At 66.4% G+C, this 22,653-nt stretch carries 16 protein-coding genes, 5 pseudogenes and 2 riboswitches; of the genes and pseudogenes, 8 read left to right on the plus strand and 13 right to left on the minus strand.

Annotated elements, in window-relative coordinates; translation table 11 throughout:
- Nucleotides 1-266: 266 nt before the first annotated feature.
- Together NHF48_RS08740 and NHF48_RS08745 are read right to left on the minus strand one after the other, a co-directional pair.
- Nucleotides 267-626: a VOC family protein gene (locus NHF48_RS08740; RefSeq protein WP_056057352.1), complete on the minus strand. Its 360-nt coding sequence runs from the start codon at nt 624-626 to the stop codon at nt 267-269.
- 177 nt (nt 627-803) lie between these two features.
- Nucleotides 804-2,340, minus strand: a pseudogene (locus tag NHF48_RS08745) (aminoacyl--tRNA ligase-related protein).
- 85 nt (nt 2,341-2,425) lie between these two features.
- Between NHF48_RS08745 and NHF48_RS08750 the strand changes: the two are divergent.
- The gene (locus NHF48_RS08750; protein WP_253070861.1) at nt 2,426-3,319 is read left to right on the plus strand and encodes a DMT family transporter; all 894 of its coding nucleotides are present in this window, start codon (nt 2,426-2,428) and stop codon (nt 3,317-3,319) included.
- A gap of 155 nt (nt 3,320-3,474) precedes the next feature.
- Here NHF48_RS08750 and NHF48_RS08755 read toward each other — a convergent pair whose 3' ends face one another.
- The 7 genes and pseudogenes from NHF48_RS08755 to glmU all read right to left on the minus strand — a co-directional run bounded on the left by NHF48_RS08755 (nt 3,475) and on the right by glmU (nt 12,721).
- On the minus strand, nt 3,475-3,999 hold the full coding sequence (locus NHF48_RS08755; RefSeq protein ID WP_253070862.1) for a CcdC protein domain-containing protein: 525 nt from the start codon (nt 3,997-3,999) through the stop codon (nt 3,475-3,477).
- A gap of 223 nt (nt 4,000-4,222) precedes the next feature.
- Nucleotides 4,223-5,890, minus strand: a pseudogene (gene gcvPB, locus NHF48_RS08760) (aminomethyl-transferring glycine dehydrogenase subunit GcvPB).
- Nucleotides 5,887-7,244 (minus strand): annotated as a pseudogene (gene gcvPA / locus NHF48_RS08765) (aminomethyl-transferring glycine dehydrogenase subunit GcvPA). Before gcvPA ends, gcvPB begins: the two co-directional pseudogenes overlap by 4 nt.
- A gap of 114 nt (nt 7,245-7,358) precedes the next feature.
- Nucleotides 7,359-7,730: a glycine cleavage system protein GcvH gene (gene gcvH, locus NHF48_RS08770; protein ID WP_056057335.1), complete on the minus strand. Its 372-nt coding sequence runs from the start codon at nt 7,728-7,730 to the stop codon at nt 7,359-7,361.
- Between the two features lies 1 nt (nt 7,731).
- A complete protein-coding gene (gcvT, locus tag NHF48_RS08775) occupies nt 7,732-8,979 on the minus strand; it encodes a glycine cleavage system aminomethyltransferase GcvT (protein ID WP_253070864.1) in 1,248 nt (415 codons plus the stop codon).
- Nucleotides 8,980-9,027: 48 nt separating this feature from the next.
- Nucleotides 9,028-9,134, minus strand: a riboswitch (glycine riboswitch).
- A riboswitch (glycine riboswitch) is annotated at nt 9,135-9,238 on the minus strand.
- A 237-nt stretch (nt 9,239-9,475) separates the two neighbouring features.
- A complete protein-coding gene (glmS, locus tag NHF48_RS08780) occupies nt 9,476-11,299 on the minus strand; it encodes a glutamine--fructose-6-phosphate transaminase (isomerizing) (RefSeq protein ID WP_253070865.1) in 1,824 nt (607 codons plus the stop codon).
- 26 nt (nt 11,300-11,325) lie between these two features.
- A pseudogene (glmU, locus tag NHF48_RS08785) lies at nt 11,326-12,721 on the minus strand (bifunctional UDP-N-acetylglucosamine diphosphorylase/glucosamine-1-phosphate N-acetyltransferase GlmU).
- Nucleotides 12,722-12,783: 62 nt separating this feature from the next.
- Between glmU and NHF48_RS08790 the strand changes: the two are divergent.
- Complete coding sequence (locus NHF48_RS08790; protein ID WP_253070866.1) at nt 12,784-13,452, plus strand: HAD-IA family hydrolase; 669 nt, start codon at nt 12,784-12,786, stop codon at nt 13,450-13,452.
- The gene (locus NHF48_RS08795; RefSeq protein ID WP_253070867.1) at nt 13,449-13,808 is read left to right on the plus strand and encodes a hypothetical protein; all 360 of its coding nucleotides are present in this window, start codon (nt 13,449-13,451) and stop codon (nt 13,806-13,808) included. The genes NHF48_RS08790 and NHF48_RS08795 overlap by 4 nt, the downstream gene beginning before the upstream one ends.
- On the opposite strand, the gene NHF48_RS08800 is transcribed toward NHF48_RS08795, so the two are convergent.
- Genes NHF48_RS08800 through NHF48_RS08815 form a run of 4 tightly spaced genes read right to left on the minus strand, consistent with a single transcriptional unit; the run spans nt 13,805 to nt 16,342 of the window.
- Nucleotides 13,805-14,794 (minus strand): nucleotidyltransferase family protein, encoded by a 990-nt coding sequence (locus NHF48_RS08800; RefSeq protein ID WP_253070868.1) that lies wholly within the window; start codon nt 14,792-14,794, stop codon nt 13,805-13,807. The two genes, NHF48_RS08795 and NHF48_RS08800, sit on opposite strands and share 4 nt — an antisense overlap.
- Complete coding sequence (locus NHF48_RS08805; protein WP_253070869.1) at nt 14,779-15,639, minus strand: HprK-related kinase A; 861 nt, start codon at nt 15,637-15,639, stop codon at nt 14,779-14,781. The genes NHF48_RS08800 and NHF48_RS08805 overlap by 16 nt, the downstream gene beginning before the upstream one ends.
- The gene (locus tag NHF48_RS24910) at nt 15,636-15,989 is read right to left on the minus strand and encodes an HPr-rel-A system PqqD family peptide chaperone (RefSeq protein WP_342454733.1); all 354 of its coding nucleotides are present in this window, start codon (nt 15,987-15,989) and stop codon (nt 15,636-15,638) included. The genes NHF48_RS08805 and NHF48_RS24910 overlap by 4 nt, the downstream gene beginning before the upstream one ends.
- Entirely contained in the window at nt 15,917-16,342 is a 426-nt protein-coding gene (locus NHF48_RS08815; RefSeq protein ID WP_253070870.1) for a hypothetical protein, read from the minus strand. The genes NHF48_RS24910 and NHF48_RS08815 overlap by 73 nt, the downstream gene beginning before the upstream one ends.
- A gap of 213 nt (nt 16,343-16,555) precedes the next feature.
- On the opposite strand from NHF48_RS08815, the gene NHF48_RS08820 reads away from it, so the two are divergent.
- From NHF48_RS08820 to pstB, 5 genes and pseudogenes are all read left to right on the plus strand, one after another.
- Complete coding sequence (locus tag NHF48_RS08820; protein ID WP_253070871.1) at nt 16,556-17,782, plus strand: ATP-binding protein; 1,227 nt, start codon at nt 16,556-16,558, stop codon at nt 17,780-17,782.
- Nucleotides 17,783-17,828: 46 nt separating this feature from the next.
- Nucleotides 17,829-18,889: pseudogene (locus NHF48_RS08825) on the plus strand (substrate-binding domain-containing protein).
- Nucleotides 18,890-19,194: 305 nt separating this feature from the next.
- On the plus strand, nt 19,195-20,571 hold the full coding sequence (gene pstC / locus NHF48_RS08830) for a phosphate ABC transporter permease subunit PstC (protein WP_253070872.1): 1,377 nt from the start codon (nt 19,195-19,197) through the stop codon (nt 20,569-20,571).
- A complete protein-coding gene (pstA, locus tag NHF48_RS08835) occupies nt 20,564-21,862 on the plus strand; it encodes a phosphate ABC transporter permease PstA (RefSeq protein WP_253070873.1) in 1,299 nt (432 codons plus the stop codon). The genes pstC and pstA overlap by 8 nt, the downstream gene beginning before the upstream one ends.
- Nucleotides 21,862-22,641 carry a phosphate ABC transporter ATP-binding protein PstB gene (gene pstB / locus NHF48_RS08840; RefSeq protein ID WP_056489020.1) on the plus strand — a complete coding sequence of 260 codons (780 nt, stop codon included), beginning with the start codon at nt 21,862-21,864 and terminating at the stop codon, nt 22,639-22,641. The genes pstA and pstB overlap by 1 nt, the downstream gene beginning before the upstream one ends.
- Nucleotides 22,642-22,653: the final 12 nt, after the last annotated feature.

A 22,653-nucleotide genomic window follows, 5' to 3' on the forward strand; every position in this document is an offset into this window, starting at 1 on the left:
CTTGGCGGGTGGCGCGGTGGATGGCTCGGCGGGCGATCCCCGCGCTATCCCCCACGCGGGTCAGACCTGCCGTTCTGCTCCCCTCCCTGGAAGGGGGGGGTGGGGGTGGGTCAGCTTCCGCGCGTCCGAACCGTCATGGCTCAATTGGGCCAACCCACCCCGGCCCCCTCCCTTCAAGGGAGGGGGAAGTCTTGGCGCTCGCTCGGTCGAGTTCTAGTACGCCACGAACCCGGCAGCTCGTCAGACCAACTTAGCGCTCATCGTCCTCATGCAGCGCCCTCGGGTTGCCAGAGTTCGATCGGGTTGCCTTCCGGATCGTGGATGCGGGCGAAACGGCCGAAGCCGGGCATGTCCCACTCGGGATTGGTGATCACCGCAATCCCGGCCGCGCGGAGCGTCGCGATCAGGCCGTCGAGGTCGTCGACGCGCAGGTTGAGCATCCACGGGCGATCTGTGGGGAAATAATCGGCGTCGACGGCAAACGGCGCGAAGACGCTGGGACCTGCCTGCGTCTCCCACGATCCATACGGCACCGATCCGACGCCGAGGTGCTCGACATACCAAGCGCGTATCGCCTCCGGGTCCTTTGCCCGGAAGAAGAAGCCGCCGATCCCGGTCACGCCCATAGCCGCCCCCTAATGTCGCCCCGCCAAAGCCGCGGTGATGATAGCAGACGGAGCATGGCGACACAGCCTACAGACCGGTCCGTTTCGGTTGCTCTAGGGCATCGGGTATCCAGGCTACTCCCGGCACAGCGCCGGTAAGCAGCCGTGGACGTGACGCCGGTCCCAGCTTGTCAGGGCCTAGTAGGCGCGGCCGATCAGGATGCGTTCCACCGCGGGTTCGCCGGTGAAGATGCAAGCGCCGTCGTCGCAGCCCGTCTGCCCCATCGGCGCGTTGCGGATCGTGAGCTTGAGCGCCTTCAACCGCTCCACCACCTTGTCGAGCGCCGCCCCCGTCGGCTTCGACCAGCGGACATCGACCCAGCCGGGGTTCTTCACGCCGTCGGCAAAATGCGCCTCGACTGCGGCGAAGTCGTTGGCGGGGACGATGTTACCCTTCACGCGGTTCATCGACTCGACGTGGAGCGTCGCCTGCACTTCGGCCAGCATCCCCGAGACGTCGCCGACGAACGCGTCGCGCGGCGTGGCGATGCTGTCGAGCTTACCGTCCCTCGCGGTACAGGCGGTCGCGGCGGATCACGGTGACGTTGCCGCCGGCCATGTCGCGGCCGCCGACCTCGATCACGATCGGGGCGCCCTTCTTGACCCAGCCCCAGCGCTTGGTCGCGGCCTTGGCGGGCTTCAGGTCGAGCAGCGCGCGGACCGGTTCGCCGAGCGCGGACTGCTTGGCGAGCTCGGCCTGAAGCGACTTGCAGTATTCGACGATCGCGGCGTCCTCGGGAACGTCCCGCAGCATCGGCACGATCACGACCTGCCACGGGGCGATCATCGGCGGCACGCGCAGCCCGTCATCGTCGCCGTGGACCATGATGACCGCGCCGATCATCCGCGTCGACACGCCCCAGCTCGTGGTGTTGCACAGCTCGAACTCGCCGCCCGCGTTCTGGAAGCGGATGTTCTGCGCCGACGCGAAGTTGGTGCCGAGGAAGTGCGAGGTGCCGGCTTGCAGCGCCTTGCCGTCCTGCATCATCGCCTCGATCGAATAGGTCGCGACAGCGCCGGGGAAGCGCTCGTTCTCGGGCTTCTCGCCGGCGATGACGTGGACGCCGAGGCATTCCTCCGCGAAATCGCGATAGACTTCGAGCATCTTGAGCGTCTCGTCGCGCGCTTCGTCAGCGGTGGCGTGCGCGGTGTGGCCTTCCTGCCAGAGGAACTCGCTGGTGCGCAGGAACATGCGGGTACGCATTTCCCAGCGGACGACGTTGGCCCATTGGTTGATCAACACGGGCAGGTCGCGCCACGACTGGACCCAGCGCGCGAAGGCGGCGCCGATGACCATTTCGGAAGTCGGGCGGACGACGAGCGGCTCCTCGAGCTTGGCGTCGGGATCGGGGATCAGGCGGCCGTAACCGTCGGCCTTGAGGCGGTGGTGCGTGACCACGGCCATTTCCTTGGCGAAGCCGTCGACATGCTCGGCCTCCTTCTCGAAGTAGGAGAGCGGGATGAAGAGCGGGAAATAGCAGTTCTCGTGACCGGTCGCCTTGATCCGGTCGTCGAGCAGGCGCTGGATGCGCTCCCAGATGCCATAGCCCCAGGGGCGGATGACCATGCAGCCGCGGACGCCGGATTCCTCGGCGAGATCGGCCTCGGAGATGACGGCCTGGTACCAGGCGGAGAAATCCGCCTCGCGGGTGACGGGGAGTGCGCGCTTTATCATGGGGTGCGGATAGCGGGTACGCGGGTGTTCGTCACGTGTGAGTTGCGGGGTGGCGACGCGGCGGTGGTTTGCGTAGGGGTCGCGCATGCCCACCGACCGCATCCTTCCCGCCATCGGCATGCGGTTGCTGTCGGTCGTGATCTTCGCGCTGATGAACACCGCGATCAAGCTTGCCGAGCGGCACGGCGCGAGCGTGTCAGAGATCCTGTTCTTTCGTCAGTTCGGAGCGTGCCTGCTGGTGTCGGGCGTAATCCTAGCCGGACCCGGCCTGCCGTCGGTCGCTACAAAGCGGCTGCCCGCGCACATCGTCCGCGCGATCGTCGGGCTTTCGGCGATGGCATTTACCTTCAACGGGATCGTCGCGTTGCCGCTCGCGGAGGCGACGACGATCGGGTTCACGGTGCCGGTGTTCGCGACGATCCTGGGGGCGCTGGTGTTGCGCGAGCCTACCGGGTGGCATCGCTGGGCGGCGGTAGCCGCGGGGTTTGCGGGCGTGTTGATCGTCGCGCAACCGGGCGGGGATCACTTTCCGTTATGGGGTGCGGGGTGTGCGCTGGCGGGGGCGTTCGGGACGGCGAGCGTGTCGATCCTGTTGCGGCAGATCGGCAAGACCGAGAGCGCGCTGACGACGGTATTCTGGTTCTCGGCACTGTCGTTGATCCCGCTGTCGGTGTTCTACACGCAGGCGGCACAGTCGCATGATATGGTCGCGTGGGTGTGTCTGGCGAGCATCGGGATCTTTGGCGGGCTGGCGCAGATCGCGATGACGACGTCGTTGCGGCTCGGGCCGGTGTCGGTCGTGGTGCCGATGGATTATTCGAGCCTGTTGTGGGCGACGTTGCTGGGGTGGCTGGTGTTCGACACGCTGCCGGCGGAGGCGACGTGGGTCGGGGCACCTGTTATCGTGGCGAGCGGGTTGTATATCGTTTGGCGGGAGCATGTCCGGCGGCGGGAAGAGACCGAGCAGGCGATTGCTTGAGGCCACCTCTTAATCCTCCCCCGCCAAGGGGAGGTGGCGCCGAAGGTGACGGAGGGGGAGGACGCGACACCATCGGTTCTCCTTCCCTCCCCCCCTCCGTCTGGCAAGCGCCAGCCACCTCCCCTGGCGGGGGAGGATCGTGCGGTAGCGGCGGGTTAGCGGACGCGTGCCGTTTCGAGCATCCGCTTGGCGCGGAGGTACATTTCGATGCGTTGGGTGGTGAACAAGCCTAGCGCGAGCGCGACCAGCATGTCGGTGATGGCGAAGGCGTCGAGGTGGAGGGCGTGGCCGTCGCCGATCATGGCGCGGGCGCCGGTGCGGACTGCGACGATCGCGACGATGAACAGGACCGCTGCCGGGGAGGACGTCGTGTTGAGTGCATGGCTGTCGGGGTCGATCGTGATCCGCATGAGCTTGCCGCGTTGCCAGCCGAGCGCTGCGCCCATGACCAGGGCCAGCGCGCAGAACAGCCACGCAAGGCCGTGCGGCGGGTACATCACGAACATATAGAGCGTGACGGCGGCATACAGCGCGGGGAAGATCCAGAGGCGTTCGAGCTTTAAAGGTTTCACCACGCTCATGCGGCGCCAGCGGATCGCGAAGACTATGCCGATGACGACCGCGGTGATCGCGTAACTGATCCAGCCTTGTGATTCGTGCGCCTGCATTGCGTCCCCCACGCCATCACCTTCAATTGGTGTAGCATGGCAGCAATACAGCCGAGGTAAAGAGGCGGCGACACATTTGAACTGCCCCCGGCGGAGGCCGGGGCCCAATTGGAGAGGTGGCAATAACGACACACCGCCGTCCCTCAGTAGCGTCGCCCAATTGGACCCCGGCCTTCGCCGGGGTGGTAGTATTCTTCGGGTGGAAGCGTCACACCCCGAAGATCACCTGCTTCCCTTACTCCGCCGCCTGCGCCAGCGGAGCGGGGTCCTTCCAGACCAAAACCGGTTTCCGTGCCGCGAGCGTCTCGTCGAGGCGCGCGCGGGGGGCGAAGTGCGGGGCGGTCTTGAGACTGGGGTCGCCGGCTTTCGCGCGTTCGGCGACCGAGCGGAGCGCGGCGATGAACTGGTCGAGCGCCGCCTTCGATTCGGTCTCGGTCGGTTCGACCAGCATCGCGCCGTGGACGACGAGCGGGAAATACATCGTCATCGGGTGGAAGCCCTCGTCGATCAGGCCCTTGGCGATGTCGATCGTCGAGAAACCCGCGGCGAGCCCGGAATCCGAGAACAACGCCTCGTGCATGCACGGACCCGAGGGGCCGAACGGTGCGTCGAGCGTGTCGTCGAGGCTGCGCAGGATGTAGTTCGCGTTGAGCACCGCGTCCTCGGACACCTGGCGCAGGCCGTCCGCGCCGTGGCTCAGGATGTAGGTCAGTGCGCGCGTGAACATGCCCATCTGGCCGTGGAACGCGACCATGCGGCCGAAGCTGCCGGCATGGTGCTCGCCTGCGGTTTCCTCCTCGACCAGGACGAACTGGTCGTCCTGGTTCTCGACGAACGGGAGCGGTGCGGTGGGGGGTCAAAGCTTCCGAGAACACGACCGGACCGGAACCCGGACCGCCGCCGCCGTGGGGTGTCGAGAAGGTCTTGTGTAGGTTGATGTGCATCGCATCGATGCCGAGATCGCCCGGCCGTACGCGGCCGACGATCGCGTTGAAGTTCGCGCCGTCGCAATAGACGAAGCCGCCCGCCGCGTGCACCGCGTCGGAGATCTCGCGCATGTCGCGCCTCGAACAGGCCGCACGTGTTGGGGTTGGTGATCATCACGCCGGCGACGTCGGGGCCTAGCCGGGCCTTCAGCGCGGCGGTGTCGACGCGGCCTTCGGTGGTGGCGGGGATGTCCTCGACGCTATAGCCGGCGAACGCGGCAGTGGCGGGGTTGGTACCGTGTGCGCTCTCGGGGACGAGGATGATCTTCCGCGCGCCTTCGCCCTTGGCTTCGAGTGCGGCGCGGATCGCGAGGATGCCGCAGAGCTCGCCGTGTGCGCCGGCCTTGGGGCTCATCGCGACCGAGGTCATGCCGGTGAGCGTGACGAGCCAATGCGCGAGCTGGTGGATGACTTCCAATGCGCCCTGCACCGTGTCGACCGGCTGGAGCGGATGGACATCGGAGAAACCGGGAAGCCGCGCCATCTTCTCGTTGAGGCGCGGGTTGTGCTTCATGGTGCAACTGCCGAGCGGGAAGAAGCCGAGGTCGATGCCGTAGTTCTGGCGTGAGAGGCGGGTGTAGTGACGGACAGTTTCCGGTTCGGAGAGACCGGGGAGGCCGATCGGCGCGGTGCGCGACAGGTTCCCCAAGCGGCTTAGCCCCTCTCCCCTCCGGTGAGAGGGGTTGGGTGAGGGGTCGTACCGGGCGCAGCATTGCTGGGCTGCCCCTCACCCCGGCCCCTCTCCCCGGCGGGGGAGAGGGAGCAGCGAAATCTACGCCGGTGGTGTGCGTATCGCCGATCTCGAAGATCAGCGCTTCTTCCAGCATCAGGGCCTTGTTGCCGGTTACTGATGCTGGGACGTTACCCGTGTTCTGTTCGGGCGAGGTCGGGCGCCAGCCGCTCTGGTTGATGCTCATGCCAGTATCTCCTGGAGTGCGGACGCAAGCGTTTCGACGTCCTCCGCGGTGGTCGTTTCCGTCACGGCAACGACGAGGCCGTTCGCGAGGGCGTCCTGGCCGGGGTACAAGCGCCCGAGCGATACGCCGGCGAGAATGCCACGATCTGCCAGCGTGCGGACGACGGGGCGGGCTTCGGTCGGAAGCTTCAGCGTGAACTCGTTGAAAAAGCTGTCGTTGACCAGTTCCACGCCGGGGATCTGCGACAGGCGCTCGGCGGCCAATACCGCGCCTGCGTGGTTCACCTCGGCCAATTCGCGCAGGCCGGCTTCGCCGAGCAGCGTCATGTGGATCGAGAAGGCCAGCGCACACAGGCCCGAGTTGGTGCAGATGTTCGACGTCGCCTTTTCGCGGCGGATGTGCTGCTCGCGGGTCGACAGCGTGAGGACGAAACCGCGGCGGCCGTCCGCGTCGACGGTCTCGCCGCAAAGGCGGCCGGGCATCTGGCGGACGTATTTGTCCTTGCAGCCGAACAGGCCGACATAAGGTCCGCCGAACTGGAGGCCGACGCCGAGCGACTGGCCTTCGCCGACGACGATGTCCGCATCCATCTCGCCGGGCGACGTGATCGCGCCCAAGGCGACCGGCTCGGTGACGACCGCGATCAGCAGCGCCTTCTTCGCATGGCACGCATCCGCGAGCGGGCGCAGGTCCGCGATGCGGCCGAGGATGTCGGGGTACTGGACGACGACGCACGACGTATCGTCGTCGATCTTCGCGATCAGCTGGTCGAGGTCCATGTCGGCGACCAGTTCGGGTGCCGTCGTGTCGAGCACGTCGCCGGTGAACTTGGCCATCGTGTTCGCGACCGAGACGTAATGCGGGTGGAGACCCGACGACAGGATCGCCTTGCCCCGCTTGGTGATGCGACGCGCCATCACGATCGCTTCCCAGCACGCGGTCGAGCCGTCGTACATCGAGGCGTTGGCGACGTCGGTGCCGAGCAGCCGCGCGACCTGCGTCTGGAACTCGAACAGCATCTGCAGCGTGCCCTGCGCGATTTCGGGCTGGTACGGCGTGTAGGCGGTGAGGAACTCGCCGCGCTGGATCAGGTGATCGACCGACGCGGGAACGTGATGCTTGTACGCGCCGCAGCCGAGGAAGAACGGTGCTTCGCCGGCGGTGAGGTTCTTCTTGGCGAGTGCCGACATGTGGCGTTCGACCGCCATTTCGGAGGCGTGCATCGGCAGGTCGCGGACCGGGCCGTCGAGGCGCGCGACTTCGGGGACGTCGACGAAGAGGTCGTCGATGGTCGAGGCGCCGATGACGGCGAGCATTTCCGCGCGGTCGGGCTGGGTCAGGGAAGGTAGCGCATTCTAGTCTCCTCCCCTCCCGTTCACGGGAGGGGTCGGGGGAGGGAATGAGACGGGGAACGACTGTACCAGCCCCCCCCCCCGACCCCTCCCGCAGGCGGGAGGGGAGCAGTGACTTAAAGCCCTTCGACGAACGTCGCGTAGGCGGCTTCATCCATCAAGCTGTCGAGTTCGCTCGGGTCGCTGAGCGTCAGCTTGAAGAACCAGCCCGCGGCTTCGGCGTCAGAGTTCACCAAGCTGGAATCGTCGGTCAAAGCGGCGTTGCCCTCCGTGACGGTGCCCGAGACCGGCGAGTACACGTCCGACGCGGCCTTGACCGACTCGACGACCGCGGCTTCGTCGCCCTTGCTCAGCGTCTTGCCGGCTTCGGGGACATCGACGAACACGACGTCGCCGAGCTGGCTCTGCGCGTATTCCGAGATGCCGACGGTGCCGACGTCACCGTCGACATCGACCCATTCATGATCCTGCGTGAAGTAACGGCTCATATCACTTGGCTCCTGCGCGGACGTAGCGGTGGGGAATGAAGGGCATCACGGTGACGGTGGCGGTGTGGACCTTGCCGCGTTGCGCGATTTCGATGCGGGTGCCGGGGGCGGCGAGCGCGAGCGGCACATAGGCCATCGCGATCGGCTTCCCGAGGGTGGGTGCGAAGCCACCGCTGGTGAGGCGGCCGATCGTCGCACCGGTGTTGTCGATCACTTCGGCGCCTTCACGCGCGGGCTGGCGGCCCTCGACGATCAGGCCGACGCGCTTGGTGGCGGGGCCGTGCTCGCGCTGGGTGAGGATACGCTCGGCACCGGGGAAGTCGGCGGCCTCGCGGCGACGCTTCGACAGCGCGAAACCGAGGTCGGCCATGACCGGCGTGATCTCGGGATCGAGGTCGTGGCCGTAGAGCGGCAGGCCGGCTTCGAGACGCAGCGAGTCGCGTGCGCCGAGGCCGATCGGCTTGATCTCGGGGAGCGCGAGCAGCGCGTCGGCGAACGCGACCGCGTGTTCGGCGGGGAGAGAGATCTCGACGCCGTCCTCGCCGGTGTAGCCCGAGCGACTGATCCAGAGCGGCACGTCGTTCCAGTGGAACGCGCCGGCGGTCATGAATACGAGGCCGTCGATACCAGGGACGATCCGCGCGACCGCCTCGACCGCCTTCGGCCCCTGCACCGCGAGCAGCGCCTGGTCTTCGAGAATGTTGATCGTGACGTCGTCGGGCAGGTGCTCAATCAGATAGCTGATGTCGTCATACTTGGTCGCGCCGTTGACGACGACGTAGAAGCTGCCGCTTGCGGTCGGCGACGGGTGGAGCGGGTCGTACGCCTCGGGCTCGACGTCCTGCGCCGAGAACGGCGACGGCTGGTCGTCGGAGAGGCGCGTGGCCATCAGGTCGTCGAGGATACCGCCGTCCTGTGCGAGCAGCAGCGAATAGCGCATCTTGCCCTCGCCGAGCCCGGCGATGTCGCCCGGCAGGACGGTTTCGAGCGCGTGCGCGACGCCTTCGCCGGAGAAGACGAGCTGGCCCATGTGGCTGACGTCGAACAGGCCCGCCGAGTCGCGCGTCCAGGCGTGCTCGGCCATGATGCCTTCATACTGGATCGGCATCTCGTAGCCGGCGAACTCGACCATCCGCGCGCCGTGCGCCCGGTGCCATGCGTCGAGCGGCAATGGCAGGATCTCGGGCTCGACGTAATCGTCGGCCTGGTCGATGATGCTGGCGTAATCGCGCAGTTCTGGGTCGCTCATGGTCGTCTCCGTCGAAGGGGCGCGCGGCACCAATGGGTGCAACGATCCGAACCCCCCTCTGTCACGGGACCTGAGAGCTTTCGCGCCGGATATGTCCAGCGCTTACCCCTTCGGTGGCCCTCGACTCACGTCAGGACGCTTTCCAGAGTGTCGATCAGCCTCGCGCGGTCTCTGGTGCCTGAGAGATTCCGGGGTGGTTGCTCCTTCGGCGGTTCCATCAGCCCTGAAAGGACCGGAAACGCTCTCCCGCGCGGTGCCATGCCGGTTGCCCGACATCGACGCCGCGAGTTGTGACGCGGCGCACAATCTTAGTCAATCGAGGGTTGCGCGCGGCGGAAAGAAATTGGCGTTCGCCGCCTACCAGACGCACCACCCCGGCGAAGGCCGGGGCCCAATTGGAAAGGTCGCTGTAACGGAGGACCGCGCCTCGGTTACCCCCTCCCCCCAATTGGGCCCCGGCCTTCGCCGGGGTGGTGTTATGGGGGTGGGGAACAGATTATTCGACCGTCACCGACTTCGCGAGGTTACGCGGCTGGTCGACGTCCGTGCCCTTCAGCACCGCGACGTGATACGCCAGCAACTGTACCGGCACCGCATAGACCAAAGGCGCGATCAGCGGGTGGACCTTGGGCATGGTGATCGTCGCCATGCAGCCTTCGCCGGCCGCCTGGATGCCGTCGTAGTCCGAGATCAGCACGACCTTGCCGCCGCGCGCCATGACTTCCTGCATGTTGCTGACGGTCTTGTCGAACAGCGGGCCCGACGGCGCGATGACGATGACGGGCACGTGCTCGTCGATCAGCGCGATCGGACCGTGCTTCATCTCGCCGGCGGCATAGCCCTCGGCGTGGATGTAGCTGATTTCCTTCAACTTCAGCGCGCCCTCGAGCGCCAGTGGGTAATCGGTCCCACGCCCGAGGTACAGCACGTCGCGCGCGCCAGCGATCTTGTGCGCCATCGCCTCGATCGCCTCGTCATACGCCAGCGCGCCGTTGAGCGCAGCAGGCGCCTCGGCGAGGTGGCGGACGATTTCACGTTCTTGGTCTTTGGTCAGCAGACCCTTGGCATGCGCCAGATTGGCCGCGAGTGCCGCAAGAACCGCGAGCTGGCAGGTGAACGCCTTGGTCGACGCCACGCCGATTTCAGGCCCCGCATGAGTCGGCAACAGCAGGTCGGCCTCGCGCGCCATCGTGCTGGTCGGCACGTTGACGACGACCGCGATCTTCTGGCCTTCGGCCTTGGCGTGGCGCAGCGCCGCGAGCGTGTCCGCGGTCTCGCCCGACTGAGAGATAAAGAGAGCAAGGCCGCCCTCTTCCATCACCGGTTCGCGGTAGCGGAACTCGGACGCGACATCGAGGTCGACGGGGACGCGCGCAAACTGTTCGAACCAATATTTGGCGACCATACCGGCGTAAAAGCTCGTCCCGCACGCGACGATCGTCACGCGTTTGATGCTCGATAGATCGAACTCGGGGATCGGCAGCGTGATCTCGCCTTCCATCCGCTTCAGATACGAGCGCAGCGTCTGAGCCACGACGATCGGCTGCTCGTAAATCTCCTTGAGCATGTAATGCTTGTGGTTGCCCTTCGAGATCACGTCGCCGGTAATGCCCGAGATCGTGATCGCGCGTTCGACAGGCGCGTTGTCGCGGTCATAGACCTGCGCGCCGTCGCGGGTCAGGACGACCCAGTCGCCCTCGTCGAGGTAGGCGATACGCTGCGTCAACGGGGCGAGCGCTAGTGCGTCGGAGCCGAGATACATTTCGCCCTCGCCGTGGCCGACGACCAGCGGCGAACCTAGCCGCGCGCCGATCAGGAGATCGGGATGCTGGCGGAACAGGATGGCGAGCGCGAACGCACCGTGAAGGCGCGGCAGGATCTCGCGGACCGCCGACACGGGGTCCATCCCCGCCTCGACTTTTTCGCTCACCAGATGCGCGACGACTTCGGTGTCGGTCTCGCTGGTGAACACGCGGCCGCGCGCGATCAGTTCGTCGCGCAGCGGCTTGAAGTTCTCGATGATGCCGTTGTGGACAACCGCGACCTCGCCGGTGGCATGGGGGTGCGCGTTGTTGGTCGTCGGGCCGCCATGGGTCGCCCAACGCGTATGCGCGATACCGGTCTTGCCGGGCAGCGGATGCGCGGCGAGTTCGTTCGCCAGATTGACCAGCTTGCCCGACGCCCGCCGCCGCTCGATCGCGCCGTCATTGTCGGTCGCGATGCCGGCCGAATCATAGCCGCGATATTCGAGCCGCTTCAGGCCATCCAGGAGACGACCGGCAACATCTTCGCCGCTCAGGATTCCAACGATACCACACATTTACATCATACTCCGTGGAACGGGTCTTACTTGCCGCTTGCTTGGGCGGCCTTACGCGCGATCATGCCGTCGCGAAAGCGCCTGGCCCAGCCGGGCCTCGCGATTTGCGGCGGGCGGACCAGTGCCAGCGCATCGGCCTCGACGTCCTGAGTCACGACCGATCCCGCGGCGACGATGGCACCTGCGCCGATCGTGACAGGCGCGACCAGTGCGGAGTTCGAACCGATGAACGCGCCCTCGCCGATCACGGTGCGGTATTTGAAGTAACCGTCGTAGTTGCAGGTGATCGTCCCCGCGCCAATATTCGCGCCCGCGCCGATGTCCGCGTCGCCGATATAGGTGAGGTGGCTGACTTTCGCCCCTTCGCCGATGATCGCCTTTTTTATCTCGACGAAATTGCCGACCTTGGCATCCGCATGCAGATCCGCGCCGGGACGGAGGCGGGCGAACGGACCGACGTTCGCTCCCTTGCCGACCGAGGCGCCCTCGACGTGGCTGAACGCGTGGATCGTCGCGCCATCAGCGATGCGCGCGCCGGGGCCGAACACGACGTTGGGCTCGATCACGACGTCGCGGCCGAGGACCGTGTCGTGCGAGAACCAGACCGTGTCGGGCGCGATCAACGTGACGCCGTCGGCCATCACCTGCGCGCGTCGCGTTGCCTGCCATGCCCCTTCAACGCTGGCGAGTTCACCGCGACTGTTGACGCCGGCGACTTCGTCCGCGCCGGTTTCGATGACCGCGGACGATCGGCCGGCGGCTGCGGCAAGCTCGACGATGTCGGTAAGGTAATATTCGCCCGCCGCATTGTCGTTGCCGAGCCGGTTGAGCAACGCGAACAGATCGGTCGATCGTACCGCCATCAGCCCGGAATTGCACAGCGTCACGGCGCGTTCCGCCTCCGACGCGTCCTTATACTCGACGATCCGGTCCATCCGGCCCGCGGCATTAGCGATCACGCGACCATAGGCCCCGGGATTTTCAGGGCGAAAGCCGAGCACGACGACGGCGGGCGTGTCGTCGGCGTGCAACCGGTCGATCATCCGCTGCATCGTCGTGGCGGTGACGAGCGGAACGTCGCCGTAGAGGGATCAGGACGTCGCCCTCGAACCCGGCCAGCGCGTCGCGGGCCTGCGCGACCGCGTGGCCGGTGCCGAGTTGCTCCGCCTGGAGCGCAGTGGCGATCCCAAGCGGCGCCACCGCCGCCTCGACCTGTTCACGCCCCGCCCCCGTCACGACGACGGTCTTCGCCGGCTGCAACGCCGCCGCGCTTGCGACGAGATGCAGCAGCATCGGTCGGCCGGCGATCGGGTGAAGCACCTTGTGAAGATCAGATTTCATCCGCGTACCCTTGCCGGCAGCGAGGATCACGACTGCGATGGGGTGGGCTGGAATCGGTTGGTCGATGGAATGCGTCGTCATGGAAGGATCGCTGCCACGAAAGCCTTGCCAATTCCATAGTCTCGCTGGCAGGCCCGCACCCAATGACGCATTTTTTATTCGATATCGTCGGGTTCGACCTCGACGGCACGTTGCTGGACACGAGCGGCGACCTAGCCGCCGCGGTCAACCACGCGCTTGCTTCGGTCGATCGCCCACCGCTTACCGTCGCGCAGGTCAAGCCGATGATCGGCGGCGGCGCCCGGCACATGCTCAAGCAGGGCCTGACCGCGACCGGCGGTTATGACGAGCCGATGCTCGATGCGCTGCACGCCGCGCTGCTCGCCTATTACGAGGCGAATATCTGCGTGCTGACAAAGCCGTATCCGGGGGTGATCGACGCGCTCGACGCGCTGGCGGCGAAGGGCGTGACGCTCGGGATCGTCACCAACAAGATCGAACGGTTCGCGCGGACCGTGCTGGGCGAGCTCGGGCTGACCGATCGTTTTGCGTGCATCCTCGGCGGCGATACGATGGCAGAGTCGAAGCCATCGCCAATGCCGATCCACGAGATGGTGAAAATGTGTGGCGGAGGACGTGCCGCGTTCGTCGGCGATTCGATCTTTGATATCCAAGCCGGGCAAGCGGCGGGGTTGCCGACGATCGCGTGCAGCTTCGGCTTCCTGATGCAGCCCGTAGCAGAGCTTGGCGCCGACGCGGTGATCGACGGTTTCGACGAACTCGTCCCGACGCTCGAAAGGCTCCGCGCATGAACCGGACGACGCTCACGCGCATCGCGCTGGTCATGGCGATCGTGTTCGCAGTGACGATGGCGCTGCTGCCGAAGCCGCCGCACATGCCGATCGACCAGTTCGGGGACAAGTTCGGGCATATGCTCGCCTTCGCGACGATGGCGCTGCTGGCGGCGCTGTCGTTTCCGACCGCGCGGCTGTTCCGGATCGGCGAGCGGCTATCGTTCCTCGGTGCGATGATCGAGGTCCTGCAGGCGATCCCGTCGCTCCACCGCGATTGCGACATCTACGACTGGATCGCCGATACGTTTGCGATCACGGTCGTGTTGCTGATCGTCTGGGCCGTCCGGCGCAAACGTGGAGCACGTCTGAACTAAGCCTTGCGCCACTTCGTCCAGAGGTGGCGGGCAAGCATCACTGGCGGCATGCGCAACCAGTGCGATCGGACGTAGAAGGCGAGCCGCGTGATCGGTCGGGTCGGCCTGCCCCAGCCGTCTCGCGCGGTGATGCGGCGAATGTAGAGACGATCGGCCCCGCGCCCGGTCCCTTCGGCGAAAAGCGCATCGACGAGGCGCAAGCACCGGGCCACTTGGCGGGATAGGCCGTGACGTTTCGCCTCCATATCGAGCCCGTCGGTGCCGAACTCCCCGACCAGACAGCGGATGTCCCACAGGTTGCGGAGTCCACCGGCGAGATCTCCATCGGCGAACAAATGCGCTGCGGCATGAACCAACATGCCGTTGGGGGAAAGCGTACGCAGGCCGTTCTCCAGTGTGAAACTCCCGGCAATCAGCGCCGCCGCATCCGGCGTGATCCGCGCAGTAAGCGGCAGGATCGTGTGGTGAACGTCGATCATCCGGTCGCGGTCGCGGTGGATCAGCGGCGGGAGCTCATGCATCCAGCGGCGATAATAGACATCGTCATACGGGTCGGGCTTCACCCATTCCCATCCAGCCGCGAGCAGCGCCGCCTCGGCCGCATCGAGCGATGCACGCGGCACAAGAATGTCCAGATCGCCGATCGACCGCCCCTGCCCCGCCGACAATCCCGCCGCGACGAACGCGGTGCCCTTCAGCAGAATGACGGGGCAATCGACCGCGGCCAGCGCACGCCGCGCCAACTCCGCCTCCCATAGCGCGGCACGGCGGCCGTGTTCGGCGGTGGCGCGGGCGTCGGCCAGGATGGCCTTCACGCTATCCGGCATCGGCAGGCCGTCGAGACGCATCGCCAGCGTACCGATCAACTGCTCCGCTCGCGCCATCGTCAGCAGTGCGGTCCAGCCGTCCCAATCGAGCCCGACGATGCTGGCCGGATCGGCGAGCGCGCGAGCAAGGATGTGGGCATCGTTCACAGGGCGGACCATAGCGCCTCGACCTGCTCGATCGCGCTTGCCCCGTCCGGATAATCGATCGCGACCGAAGGGACGTCGGCGATCAGGCACGTCAAAGCGCGAAAGCCGGCCTCGCCCAGCGCGACGTAATTCGTCGAGGCCTGTGTCATTCGCACGAACGCCTCGGCCGGCGGCACCGGTCGCGTCTCCGGCTCGAAACCGTAGCGCGGGAAGACAAGCAGTGCCGGCAAAGCGGGCATGTCCATCGCCGCGATCGCACGCGCGTCGGGGACCATGTGGCGGATGTCGCCTTTCGGCGTCGCCGGCATCAACGGCCCCATCCGCGCATCCGGCCACGCCGATTCGGCCGCAGCGATCGCTTCGTTCTTGAGACTGATCAATCGCGGGAACGCGTGGATTAGCCCGGTCGCAGGATCGAGCAACGCGAACTCGTCCCCCATGAACCGCCAACCCTTCGCCGCGAGCAACGTCGCCAGCGTTGACTTCCCCGCGCCCGAAATGCCGGTCATCAACAGCGCGCGACCATCGCGCTCGACTGCGGACGCATGGAGCAGCAGATAGCGGCGGGCGCCCAGCGCCATCTGCAGATTCATCGCCATCTCGGCTGCGAGCAATCCTTGGCGGAGCGGCAAAGGTGCAGCTTCAGGGAGCATGTAGTCGCCACCGATCTCGACGGACGGGCGGATTAACCGTCGCCACGGACGCCGCGCAAACAGGCGCACGGTGAAGTCCGGCACGCCGTCGTGCGGCTTAGGGTAATCGCGGTACAAGCTTCGGAGTTCGGCGATAGGCGCGCGCCAGTCGGAGCCGATGCGGAAACCGACCGGCCCGATGCGGACGGAAAAAGCGTGCCTCATGCCCGCTCGATCAGTCCGGCTTCGACGAGTTCTTCAAGCCGTGCCGCCAAAGCCTCACGCGTACCGTCGTCGAGATCATAGTCCCGTCCAAGCCGCTCCAGGAGGACGTCCAGCGACGATGCTCCTTCGCCTAACACCGCCAGAATCTGCGGCGCGGGTTCGGTCAGTAAGTGCGTGATCCCCGACGCGCGATGATAGACCGCGGTGAATTCATCGAGCGGCGCGATCAGCAGGCCCCCCGTCGGGCGGGCCCCGAAAGATCGTTTCCGACACGGCTTCAGCCGCGCGGCATCTGCAACGATGCGAAGCAGGTGAAGCCGCCCTGGCCGCGCTGCAACCGGCGGATATATTTGACGTACGCGCGGCTGCGGTCCGAATCGGTGCCGGGCAGCGTGCTGCCGCTCGCCATCGCGCGCTTGACCTCTTCGCCCTTGAACGCGCGCGTCGAGGGTGGGAATGCGCCCTTGGTACGCGCCGGTACGACGCCGCCGTTCGCATCAATATAGCTGCCGGCGCGGCCCGGATCGGGCACCGGAATCTCGCAGTTCAACACCGAACCCGCGGTCTGCGCGAGCGCCGGGCGAATCGACACCACCATGCCTGCGGTCACCGCTCCGAGCGCCAGCACGCGGCGACGCGATGGAACGCCGGTGTCGGTCTCCGCGGTTGCGACCGGATCTTGGTTGAGTTCGATGTCGTCCATGATGCCCCTGCTAGACCACAGCCCTTTCATAATCCTGAAGCGCTGACAACATCGCCGTATCGACGCTTGGGAGAGCGTGCCGGAGTAGGACGACTTCGCACGCCGTTCGATTCCGCGGTCGGGAAGTCGGCGGCGCCAACAGACGATACCGGTTTGCACCGTGCCGCTGTATGGCGCTGCGCATGGACGTCGATTCCGTCCCAGGAGACCGCAATGCTTTCCGGATTTGGCCTGCGTACGTTTTGGGCGATCGTCGTGGTCGTGATCGCCGCCGTGGCGGTGTTCGCGCTTACGCATGACGTGCAGGGCGCGATCGTCGCGCTGGTCGGTGGGATCGCCGCCGCGCTGGTCGCCGCCGGCACCGGGGACGAGACGCCTGCCATGGATGACGCGACGAGCGTGTCGCCGTCGGTGCTCGACGACGTTCTCGATGCGATCGTCGCGCCGGTGATGCTGGTCGAGGACGGCCGCGTAGTGGTCGCCAATCGTGCCGCGCGGACGTTGCTCGGCGCGCATATCCTTGGCGAGGACGCGCGCGTTGCGATCCGCCATCCTGCGGCGGCAGAGCGCCTCGGGACGCCGGGGCCGATCGACGGCGAGCGACCGATCGAGCTGGTCGGGCTCGGCACGCGGGATCAGCGCTGGGAAATGCTGCTCAGCGAGACGTCGGAGGGCCAGCGGATCGTCCACCTCGTCGACCAAACCGGCAACTACGCCGCCGAGCGGATGCGGATCGATTTTGTCGCCAATGCGAGCCACGAATTGCGCACGCCCCTGGCGTCTATTCTTGGCTTCATCGAGACTCTGCGTGACGAGGCTGGCGAAGATGCGGAGGTCCGCGCGCGCTTCCTCAAAGTGATGGACGACGAGGCGCGGCGGATGCAGCGGCTGGTCGAGGACCTGATCTCGCTGTCGCGCATCGAGGCGGAGAAGTTTCGCCTGCCCGACCAAGCGGTCGATTTCGCGCAGCTGGTCGAGGACACGCGCGAGGAACTGGCCGATGCGGCGGGCGATCGGGGACATGATCTGGTCGCGACGATCGATCCGAACCTCTCCTCGGTGTCGGGGGATCGGGTGCAGCTGTCGCAGATGCTCCACAACCTCATAGGCAATGCGATGAAGTACGGGCGTGCGGGGACGCCGGTGACGATCGAACTGAAGCGCGACGATGCCGGGATGATCCGCTTGTCGATCCGCGACGAGGGCGACGGGATCGCGGCGGTGCACATTCCGCGGCTGACCGAGCGCTTCTATCGCGCCGATGCAGGGCGCAGCCGGTCGCTGGGCGGTACGGGTCTTGGGCTCGCCATCGTCAAGCATATCGTCGAGCGACACCGTGGCCGTCTCGATATCGCAAGTCAGGTCGGCGTCGGGACGGTGGTTTCGGTCATCCTGCCCCCGAGCGGCGGCGCTACCAAAGGCGCTGTCATAAAAGGGTAACCCAACTGTCACACAGGATCGTCTTAGGTACCGCTAAGGCCGGTGCATGACGGGAATTCTGGTGCAGCGGTTCGTTTTTCTTGGAGTGTTGGGGGCTCTGGCCGCGTGCGTCGATCAGGCGAATGGCGGTGGTGCGGGATCGCGCGACCAGATCACCGCGGTCGGGTCGTCGACGGTCTATCCGTTCACGACGATGATCGCAGAACAGCTTGTCGCGAACGATCCCGATGCGAAGGCGCCGGTGATCGAATCGACCGGGACCGGCGCGGGAATGAAGCTGTTCTGCGCAGGCGTCGGCGCGGCGCATCCCGATATCGAGGACGCATCGCGGCGGATGAAGGCGAGCGAGTATGCGACGTGCGCGAAGAACGGCGTGCGCGACGTGATCGAGATTCAGGTCGGGATCGACGGCATCGCCTTTGCCGAGGCGAAGAACGGCCCCAAGATGCAGCTGACGCCGACCGATCTCTACAAGGCTCTCGCCGCCAACCCAGGGGGCAAGGTGAATACGGCACGCGTCTGGCACGACGTGAACCCGGCGCTGCCGGCTGTGCCGATCCAGGTTTACGGCCCGCCGGCGACGAGTGGCACGCGCGATGCACTGGCCGAGCTGATCCTGACCAAGGGGTGCGAGGCAAGCGATCCTTCGGCCAAGGCGCTCGCGAAGTCGGATGCCGAGGCGCACAAGGCGCTGTGCACGCGGGTGCGCGAGGACGGCGTGTATGTCGATGCCGGCGAGAACGACAATCTGATCGTCCAGAAATTGCAGTCGAACCCGAATGCGATCGGCGTCTTTGGGTACAGCTATCTCGAAGAGAACAAGGACGACGTGAACGGGGTGTCGATCTCGGGCGTGGCGCCGACCTATGCAACGATCGCGGACAATGCGTATCCGGGGTCCCGGCCGCTATATATCTACGTGAAGAAGGCGCATCTGACCGCGATTCCGGGACTGCGGAACTTGTTGAAGCTGTATGCGGCGAATTGGGGGGGCGACGGGGCCTTTGGTTAAGCGGGGGGTTGATTGCTTCGCCGGCGGCGATTCAGGCGCGGTCTGCGGCGATTATTGCGAACGAGACTGTGCTGGATCCGGCGGTTTTGTCGTGATGCCACTTCCGTTCAACTGCACGCCCTTGCTAGTTCCCCCGCGAACGCGGGGGCCCATGAGCCGAGCGCGCGATCGGAACTTAGCTGCCCCCGCGTCCGCGGGGGAACGGCGGCTTGGCGTCGGCAACATCACGTAACGGGGACACCACCCCGGCGGAGGCCGGGGCCCAGTTGGGCTGCGTTGCATTGGTGGGCGCTGCGCTCCGTTACCCGGACCTTTCCAACTGGGCCCCGGCCTTCGCCGGGGTGGTGGTTGGTGGGATGGCGCGTGCGCGCGCGACCAAACGCCACGGGCGAGAACTATAATGTCCCCCATCGCCCTCCTCTTCCTAGTCCTCGGCTTAGGCCTGATCGGCTGGCTCACCGCCCGAGTCCGCGCCACGCGCTTCCGTGCCGGCAGCACCGTGCGGTTCAGTTCGCTCCCCTCGCATCACGGCTGGTACGTCGCGCTGTGGACCGCGATCCCGCCGCTGGTCTTCCTCGTGATCTGGTCGATGACCGCGCCCGCGCTAGTCACCGATGCGGTGCTTGCGACCCCCGCCGCGATCCAGCTCCCGCCGCCCGGCTTCGACCGCGCCTCGATCCTGTCCGAAGCGCGGAGCCTCGCGGAAGGTCGCAGCTTCGGTGCGTTCCACGGACTCGCCCGCACGCTCGCCCCGTCCTACGCCGCGGCGCAATCTCGCTACGACTGGATCGCGACCGCCGCCGCGCTGTTGCTCGCCTTTGCCGGCGGCGCGTTCGCCTTCACCCGCGTCAAACCCGGGTTCGGCGCGCGGACTCAGGTCGAGCGGGTCGTGATGCTGATGCTGCTCGGCGCGTCACAGATCGCGATCCTGACCACGGTCGGTATCGTCGCGTCGCTGCTGTACGAATCCGCACGGTTCTTCTCGGTCGTGCCGATCACCGATTTCCTGTTCGGGACGCACTGGAGCCCGCAGGTGATCGACGCGCGCGACCCGGGCGCGTCGCTCGGCGCGGTGCCGTTGTTCTGGGGGACGTTCTTCATCGGCGCGGTGATCGCGATGATCGTCGCGATTCCGTTCGGGCTGATGAGCGCGATCTACCTCACGCAATATGCAGCGCCGAACACGCGCAAGTGGATGAAGCCGATCCTCGAGGTGCTCGCGGGCGTGCCGACCGTCGTCTACGGCTATTTCGCCGCGCTGACCGTCGCGCCCGCGGTGCGTGACCTCGCCGTGTCGGTCGGGATCAGCTGGGCATCGTCGGAAAGCGCGCTCGCCGCGGGGCTCGTGATGGGCATCATGATCATCCCGTTCGTGTCGTCGATGGCGGACGATTCGATCGCCGCCGTCCCCTCGTCGATGCGCGACGGCAGCCTCGCGATGGGCGCGACCTCGTCCGAGACGATCCGCCGCGTGCTGCTTCCGGCCGCCCTCCCCGGTGTGGTCGGCGGCGTGCTGCTCGCGGTCAGCCGCGCGATCGGCGAGACGATGATCGTCGTGATGGCCGCCTCCGGCGTCGCGACGCTGACGCTCAACCCGTTCGCCAGCACCACCACGGTCACCAAACAGATCGTCGACCTGCTCACCGGCGAGGCCGAGTTCGATAGCCCCAAGACGCTCGCCGCATTTGCGCTCGGCCTGACGCTGTTCGTGGTCACGCTCCTTCTCAACATCGTCGCGCTGCGCGTCGTCAAACGGTACCGCGAAGCCTATGAGTGACACGCTCGTGCCCCAACTTCCGGTGACCAATGCCGAGCCGGTGCGCCGCGTGCCGACCGACTGGACGACGCAGGCGATGCAATCGCGCATCCGCCGTCGTTATGCGTCCGAACGCCGGTTCCGCTTCGCCGGGCTCGCCGCGGTGTGGCTGTCCGCCGCGTTCCTCGCCTATCTGCTGATCACGATGGTGATGCAGGGCGCGAGCGGGTTCGTCGAGACGCGCGTGTCGCTCCCGGTCGATCTTGCCGCCGCCAAGCTGCCGATCGAGCCCGCCCGCCTCGTCGGTCGCGGCGCCGATCTCGCGCTCGCCGGTGCAGGGCTGGAAGGCACGGTCGACCTCGCCGCGACGAAGGCGTTCGGCAAGGACGGCACCGACCTGCTTTCCGACGGCGCCTGGGCGGTGGTGCGCGATGCGATCAAGGCCGATCCGTCGCTGCTCCAGCGCAAGACCGTGTTCGAAGTCCCCGTCTCCAGCCCGATCGACGTCGCCGCCAAGGGCAACGGCACGCGCGACGCCGAAGCGGTCGTGGCACGGCTGAAGGCGAGCGGCGCGCTGACCCGTGGGTTCAACGCGGGCTTCCTCACCTCGGCGGACTCGACCGATGCCACCCGAGTCGGGATCTGGGGGGCGTTCAAGGGGTCGCTACTGACGATGATCGTCACGCTGTTGCTGGCGTTCCCGATCGGCGTGCTGTCCGCGCTGTATCTCGAGGAATATGCGCCTAAGAACCGCTGGACCGACCTGATCGAGGTGTCGATCAACAACCTCGCCGCGGTCCCGTCGATCATCTTCGGTCTGCTTGGTCTCGCGGTGTTCCTCGGGACGTTCGGTATGCCGCGTTCGGCGCCTATAGTGGGGGGCCTAACCCTCGCGCTGATGACCATGCCCGTGATCGTCATCGCCGGCCGCAACGCGATCAAGGCCGTCCCGCCGTCGATCCGCGATGCCGCGCTCGGTATCGGCGCATCGCCGGTGCAGGTCGTCTTCCACCACGTCCTGCCGCTCGCTTTGCCCGGCATCCTCACCGGCACGATCATCGGCATGGCGCGCGCACTCGGCGAGACTGCGCCGTTGCTGATGATCGGCATGCGCGCGTTCATTGCAGCCCCGCCGTCCGGGCTAAGCGATCCCGCGACCGTGCTGCCCGTCCAGATCTTCCTCTGGTCCGATCAGGTCAGCCGCGGCTTCGTCGAGAAGACCTCCGCCGCGATCATCGTCCTGCTCGTGTTCCTGCTCGCGATGAACGGCGTCGCGATCTACCTCCGCAACCGATTCGAGACCCGCTGGTGATGCCAAAACATTCTAAGCCTCCCATCCTCAAGATGACGGCGCGCAACGTCTCCGTCGCCTATGGCAGCAAGATCGCGATCAACGACGTCTCGATCGACGTCGACCAGGACGAGGTGGTCGCGTTCATCGGCCCGTCGGGCTGCGGCAAATCCACCTTCCTGCGCACCTTGAACCGCATGAACGACACCGTCGCCAGTGCGCGCGTGACCGGCGAGATCAAGCTCGACGGCCAGGACATCTATTCGCCCGACATGGACGTGGTGCAGCTCCGCGCCCGCGTCGGCATGGTGTTCCAGAAGCCCAACCCGTTCCCGAAATCGATCTACGAGAACGTCGCCTACGGCCCCCGCATCCACGGTCTCGCGGGCGCGAAGGCGGATCTCGACCGGATCGTCGAGAAGTCGCTGCGGCGTGCGGGCTTGTGGGACGAGGTCAAGGATCGGCTGAGCGACAGCGGCACCGCGCTGTCGGGCGGACAGCAGCAGCGGCTCTGCATCGCGCGCGCGATCGCGGTCGATCCCGAGGTCATCCTGATGGACGAGCCGTGTTCGGCACTCGATCCGATTGCGACCGCCAAGATCGAAGAACTGATCCACGAACTTCGCGGCCGCTACGCCATGGTGATCGTCACGCATAACATGCAGCAGGCCGCGCGCGTCAGTCAGAAGACCGCGTTCTTCCACCTCGGCACGCTGGTCGAATACGGCAACACCTCGGACATCTTCACCAATCCCCGCGAAGAGCGGACCAAGGATTACATCACCGGCCGTTACGGCTGAGTCGGGAAACGA

This window comes from Sphingomonas sp. H160509 (assembly GCF_024124765.2).
In the GTDB taxonomy this organism is placed as follows: domain Bacteria; phylum Pseudomonadota; class Alphaproteobacteria; order Sphingomonadales; family Sphingomonadaceae; genus Sphingomonas.